This is a genomic window from Pantoea sp. Morm (assembly GCF_016643525.1).
GTDB lineage: Bacteria > Pseudomonadota > Gammaproteobacteria > Enterobacterales > Enterobacteriaceae > Pantoea > Pantoea dispersa.
Map to the genome: position 1 here is coordinate 1 of NZ_VOQX01000162.1, position 5,329 is coordinate 5,329.

A 5,329-nucleotide genomic window follows, 5' to 3' on the forward strand; every position below is an offset into this window, starting at 1 on the left:
CAATAATTTTTGCTGCCATCAGAGAGGAAATCCATCTGTAGAGAGTTAAATCGGGGATTGCGCCTATTCTGTCAGAAGCGCGTGCGGCTGTCAGTCACAGATTCGTTTACGCGACCGGTTTCCCGATTTTTCGCCGTGGCGCGCGCCAGGCTTAGCGCGTATTATGCCCGCCAGGCAATGATGTGGAACACGTGATGATTTGGTTGATGCTCGCCACGCTGGCGATAGTGTTTGTTGTGGGATTTCAGCTGCTGACCGCCGGTTCGCGCCACGCCGCGCAGGCGCTCAGCAAGCGGCTGCAACTGCCGCCGGTGCATGTTGAATCGCTGCTTGCACAGATGGGCAAAGAGGCGGCAAATGAGTTCACCGATTACATTCGCGGCGACAACGAAGTGCACCTCAATAATGGCGCGGCAGTGCTGCTGATCTGGCAGGTGCTGATTGTCGATGGCAGCGATGAGAACGCACAGCGCTGGCATCACATTCTGACGAAGGCGGGGTTCTCCGCCCTGATTTCACGTCAGCAGCTGTTGCTGGCGCTGGGATTCCTGCGCCAGCTGGAGCCGGACAGCCAGGAGCTGCATGCGTTACGCGAGCAGTATAATGCGCGCTTCACGCCGCAGGGGATTGAACTGGAAGGGGAATCCGCGGAGGTGAGTAATCTGGTCTCGCTGAGCGAGTGGCGTCAGCGTCATTAAGGCGAATTGTTCATTCCCTCGACACTCTGCCGTCTGTTGGCGGCAAAAACGTTGACGCGCCAGCGTGCCGACGTATAATCCGACGCATCTTCTATGCGCCCTTAGCTCAGCTGGATAGAGCACCGGCCTTCTAAGCCGTAGGTCACAGGTTCGAATCCTGTAGGGCGTGCCATTCTCTCTTCTTCTAGCATCTCCTGAAGTCTACAAAATCCCTTAAAAACAAGCATGTTATCTAAATCAGCGTCTGCTGAAGCATAGCCTTATCTGCTGGAATCTACATCATTCTGGGGGTACATTTGGGGGTATCTCCCGTTCAATGAAATGAGATACCCCCAAAATGAAGCTAAACGCCCGTCAGGTCAGCGCTGCCAGACCCAAAGATAAACCCTACAAACTGTCCGATGGCGGTGGGTTATATTTGCTCGTTCATCCCGGCGGCTCACGTTACTGGCGACTGAAGTACCGATTCTCAGGCAAAGAAAAACTGTTATCACTGGGGGTATATCCTGAGGTCCCTCTTGCTGATGCCCGGGCAAAACGTGACGAGGCGAAGCGCCTGCTCGCTGCAGGACAGGATCCGGGTGAGGTAAAGCAGGCTGAAAAGCAGGCACAGCGTGTAGCTGTCACCAACAGTTTCGAAGAGCTGGCTCTGGAGTGGCATGCGCACAAGCGTGAGGGCTGGTCTCAGGGCTATGCGGACGACATTCTCGAATATCTGCGCAAAGATGTTTTCCCCTGGATTGGCAGGCGTGCCATTACTGAAATCAAAACGACCGACATGCTTTCCGTACTGCGTAAGATGGAACAGCGTGGCGTTCTGGATAAGCTGAAGAAAACCCGGCAGGCATGCAGACAGATTTTCACCTATGCAGTGATTACCGGCAGGGCAGAACAGAATCCGGTTACCGATCTCGCCGGCGCACTGAAAGCGCCAAAGCAAAAGCATTTCCCTCATCTCACCGCTGACCAGTTAGGTGACTTTCTGCGCGCGCTCAGCGGCTATACAGGCAGCAGAGTGACGCAGTATGCCACAAGGCTGCTGATGCTGACCGGCACGCGCACGATTGAATTACGGGCGGCTGAATGGGCTGAATTCGATCCGGATAAAGCCCTGTGGCAGATTCCGGCGGCGCGAATGAAGATGCGTCGCCCGCATATCGTTCCGCTGTCCAGTCAGGCGCTGGCTTTGCTTGAAGAGCTAAAACAGCTGACCGGGCGCGGTCGCTTTGTTTTTCCCGGGCGTAATGACGCAGGAAAAACAATGAGCGAAGCCAGTATCAATCAGGTGATCAAGCGCATCGGTTATCACGGAAAAGCCACCGGGCACGGCTTCCGTCACACCATGAGCACGATTCTTCATGAGCAGGGCTACAACACGGCGTGGATTGAAACGCAGCTGGCTCATGCTGATAAAAATACTATCCGGGGGGTTTATAACCATGCCCAGTATCTGGAGGGGCGCCGGGCGATGCTTCAGTGGTATGCCGACTTTCTCGAATCGCAGGAAAAGGCAACAGCCCGAATTCCGGCAGGCATGCCTCAGAGTACGGATGGCTGGCTCTGAACGAACCCGTAGACCCATTGAGTAGACGATAGTAGACTTTATAAGAACAAAAAACAGCCAGCCAGTGTGGTGGCTGAAATCAGAAAACGTTTGAACATCTGCCCCCTCATCTACTCACTATCGCTGACGAATGCTGTGCGTCATATGCAAAAGATTAACTTCGAAGAACTGGATAAAGAACACGCTGAAGCCGTGCATTTCACGGATGCCATTGAGGTTATTGCTGAAGCCAGCAAACGCACAATGTGTGAGGGTGCACTGTTAATGGTGCGGGCTATGCGAGCCTTTAAAGGTGATTATCCTCATAACCTGTGTGAGTTTCGCTTTTACCGCTATTCGCGTGACCAGGGCTTTACATCCGATAAAGACCTGGAAAATAAAAGTTTAAAATTTCTCAGCAAAATTGCGAGCGGGTGTAAGTTTCCTCAGGCATCCGCTGGGTTTGGTCCCGATATTTATCTGGTGGACGGGTTCCAGATATACGAAGGGTTCTATTTCAAAAAAACAGAGCTGATCCTTTTTCTGCTCCATAATGACATGGCTGTTCCCGTCGAATTCTCCGACGGTCTCTCTGCTGCGATTAAGCTCTACGAGCAATATAAAAAACTGAGTCGTAAAGGGGCGGATAATACATCAGCCGATCCCCTGTCGGCTGACGAAGCTATAACTGCTCTGGCCGCTGAGCCTGTGAAATGGGGGCGTTTCGCTGGTAAGGAAACTGCGCTGATGATGATTGCTGGTCTGGCTGTAGCCCTTGAACAATCCGGCGGTCGTTATTTGAGAGGGGCCAGACTGAACAAGAGTGCAGTCGTTGAAGCCGCGAGAAAGGCGATCAATGAGTATGGAAAGGGGACAGAGATAACCAGTAAAGCGATGACAGATTTACTCAGAGCGGCGCTGAAAAGCCATATTGTTAAAACAGAACCCTGAACACTTCCAGTTTCGGCCCATCAAGCCGGAGAGACTTCCAAAACTGTTTCTGCAGACTTCCAAATCGGCCTTCACTTCGGGAATGCCAGCAAAACACTTCCAGTTCGTTTGTTTACACTTCCAGTTATTTCACCTCTGCTTCCACATCTCCCTCTTTTTTCTTGCTGAAATAGTCCTGTAAACCACACGAGGAATCAGGAGGTCACTATGTCTGAATCACTTATCCGCCTGTCAGAAGTTCAGCGTCGCACGGGCTACAGCAAAGCCTGGCTGTATCGCCTGATGAGTGAAAAACGTTTCCCTTTGCCAGTCAAAATTGGCGCCCGCGCGATTGCGTTTATCGAAAGCGAAATCGATGCGTGGATTGAAGAACGCATCAATGCGTCACGCTCAGCTACACCATATTTAAACGCCGATAAAACCCAACACAACGGGAGCGCAAATGCATGTAAATCCTCTTCTACACCTGAAAGAAAATAAATTGCGCGCTCTTGCGATGGATCAATTGCACTATCACCCTCGCTGTCGCGGCGGCTCTGATTAAAGACTGATTCGGAGTAACAGAAATGATTGGTAAAAAAATGACTGCCTTAACTGGCAGTGCCCAGACTCACCCTTCATCCAGCCATAAGGCGGCTCCGGGGGACAGAGCAGAGAACATTGCAGTTATCAAGGCGGCCATTGCCAGAACTGGTCAGCCTTTGGTTTCTATACCTCTGGACTGGAGCTCTTTGCGAATGATGCGCTTTATCCATGCAGATACAGACGCATCGCCATCCAATTTGATTGCCTGTTTGATCCCGTCTTCTAAATTGGGTTCAACACGTAGCGCGATCTGCTTGTTACCCTTGGCTTTAATATCTTTGGTTGACACTTGTCTGACACCTGGTTACTTTTTAAGTGTTAGTAAGTGTATGACACGTGCATACCAAAAGACAACGCCCCGACAGTGCTTGGAACCACTGTCAGGGCGTCTGACCAAACCGTTAGTTGGAGTAACAGTTATGGCTGTGAACAAGCATACCCAAACTCGCCCCAAATATCAGTACTGCCTCCCCGCCATTTCCCGTCAGGGCCGGTCTGTGCCCCCGTTTCGTCTCTGCACCGGCGCCGGCTCAGAGCAGGCTGTCCGCTGCCTTACCCCCTCTCCCGCGGACCCGCTGCCCGTTCAGGAGGCCCAAAATGCGTGAGCCCATGGATTTAGATCAGGCTGAATTCCAGGCCGAGATGGCCACCTCGCTGTTTGAGGTGATTATGGACAAGGCCTGTCAGGAGTGCTCGCCCCAGCTGCGACACCTTATCAGCCTGGCCTGCGACATCAACTTTGAGATTTACCGCGCGCTCAGGGCTGACGGAGGAAAGCACCATGATCAGTAACGTGAAGTTTAACGAACTGGCCAGCCGGGTGGAGGCGCTCACTGCGCGCGTCGGGGACCTGGAGGCCAGCCTGAACGCGCTGGTGGATTCACAGGGCGGCACCATTCCGCCCGGCATGGCGCCGGTCAGCACGCTGGCGGCGGAGTTTGGCATCTCGACCAAAAAGGCGGAGGAGCTGGCAAAAAACGTCGGCGTGATGCTGGTGCGGCACAGGGCCGGAGGTTACCTGGTGCCGGACGAAAAATTCCGTGAAGCGGCCCGTCTGGTGCTGCGTGCGGCCAAACGGAAGTACGGCTCGGCGTACTGGTACCACCCGCTGATTGGCAAGTTCCAGATGAGCGGAGGGATACCGAAATGAGCGTGACGGAAACGGAGACGGAAACCCTGTCTGACGCGCTGTTCACCTGCATCTACCTGTGGGTGAACGGTCATCCCGTTGATAAAAAAGCGGCCCGTGAGGCCGCTTCACGGCACCGCGATAAACATTCCTGCTACGGCCGTCTGGCGCAGAAAATGAAAGACTTTGTGCCGGGCAGCGGCATGAGCTATGAAGCCCTGTGTGAGGCAGGCTTCTGCCAGACAGACGAAAGGAAGCAGCGTCAGACGCGGATGAACCTGATTGGCGGTTACACGGGCGGGGAGGCCGTTAAGGCGCTGCTGTGTGATTCAGAACGTATCAACCGCCTTTTTCCCGCCGGTAAAGAGCAGCCGGCAGCTCCCCGCCAGGCGGGGCTGTCCCTTTCCCAGATGGGGCCCAGCC

Annotated in this window: 6 protein-coding genes, 1 tRNA gene and 2 pseudogenes; 8 read left to right on the plus strand and 1 reads right to left on the minus strand. The window is 53.6% G+C overall.

Annotated features, from left to right (window positions below; all coding sequences use genetic code 11):
• Positions 1-194: 194 nt before the first annotated feature.
• The 5 genes and pseudogenes from FT726_RS25920 to FT726_RS25940 form a co-directional block, all read left to right on the plus strand.
• The gene (locus tag FT726_RS25920; RefSeq protein WP_288422861.1) at positions 195-698 is read left to right on the plus strand and encodes a DUF1198 family protein; all 504 of its coding nucleotides are present in this window, start codon (positions 195-197) and stop codon (positions 696-698) included.
• Positions 699-793: 95 nt separating this feature from the next.
• A tRNA-Arg gene (locus tag FT726_RS25925) sits at positions 794-870 on the plus strand.
• A gap of 165 nt (positions 871-1,035) precedes the next feature.
• Positions 1,036-2,262 carry a phage integrase central domain-containing protein gene (locus FT726_RS25930; RefSeq protein WP_346303702.1) on the plus strand — a complete coding sequence of 409 codons (1,227 nt, stop codon included), beginning with the start codon at positions 1,036-1,038 and terminating at the stop codon, positions 2,260-2,262.
• A 144-nt stretch (positions 2,263-2,406) separates the two neighbouring features.
• Positions 2,407-3,192: a hypothetical protein gene (locus tag FT726_RS25935; protein ID WP_346303703.1), complete on the plus strand. Its 786-nt coding sequence runs from the start codon at positions 2,407-2,409 to the stop codon at positions 3,190-3,192.
• A 207-nt stretch (positions 3,193-3,399) separates the two neighbouring features.
• Positions 3,400-3,582, plus strand: a pseudogene (locus tag FT726_RS25940) (helix-turn-helix transcriptional regulator); the annotation flags it as partial.
• 304 nt (positions 3,583-3,886) lie between these two features.
• Here the strand turns inward: FT726_RS25940 and FT726_RS25945 are convergent.
• On the minus strand, positions 3,887-4,066 hold the full coding sequence (locus FT726_RS25945) for a hypothetical protein (RefSeq protein WP_264249170.1): 180 nt from the start codon (positions 4,064-4,066) through the stop codon (positions 3,887-3,889).
• Positions 4,067-4,374: 308 nt separating this feature from the next.
• Here FT726_RS25945 and FT726_RS25950 point away from each other — a divergent pair, with 308 nt between their 5' ends.
• The 3 genes and pseudogenes from FT726_RS25950 to FT726_RS25960 all read left to right on the plus strand — a co-directional run.
• On the plus strand, positions 4,375-4,569 hold the full coding sequence (locus tag FT726_RS25950; RefSeq protein WP_021509672.1) for a hypothetical protein: 195 nt from the start codon (positions 4,375-4,377) through the stop codon (positions 4,567-4,569).
• Positions 4,559-4,927, plus strand: a complete 369-nt coding sequence (locus FT726_RS25955; protein ID WP_346303704.1) for a hypothetical protein — start codon at positions 4,559-4,561, stop codon at positions 4,925-4,927. Before FT726_RS25950 ends, FT726_RS25955 begins: the two co-directional genes overlap by 11 nt.
• Positions 4,924-5,329: pseudogene (locus FT726_RS25960) on the plus strand (DNA primase); the annotation flags it as partial. The gene FT726_RS25955 and the pseudogene FT726_RS25960, both read left to right, overlap by 4 nt.

Bases quoted from the DNA above. Each gene is read 5' to 3' on its own strand.
- FT726_RS25920 (WP_288422861.1), top strand. From the start codon at position 195: ATGATTTGGTTGATGCTCGCCACGCTGGCGATAGTGTTTGTTGTGGGA.
- FT726_RS25930 (WP_346303702.1), top strand. From the start codon at position 1,036: ATGAAGCTAAACGCCCGTCAGGTCAGCGCTGCCAGACCCAAAGATAAA.
- FT726_RS25935 (WP_346303703.1), top strand. From the start codon at position 2,407: ATGCAAAAGATTAACTTCGAAGAACTGGATAAAGAACACGCTGAAGCC.
- FT726_RS25950 (WP_021509672.1), top strand. From the start codon at position 4,375: ATGCGTGAGCCCATGGATTTAGATCAGGCTGAATTCCAGGCCGAGATG.
- FT726_RS25955 (WP_346303704.1), top strand. From the start codon at position 4,559: ATGATCAGTAACGTGAAGTTTAACGAACTGGCCAGCCGGGTGGAGGCG.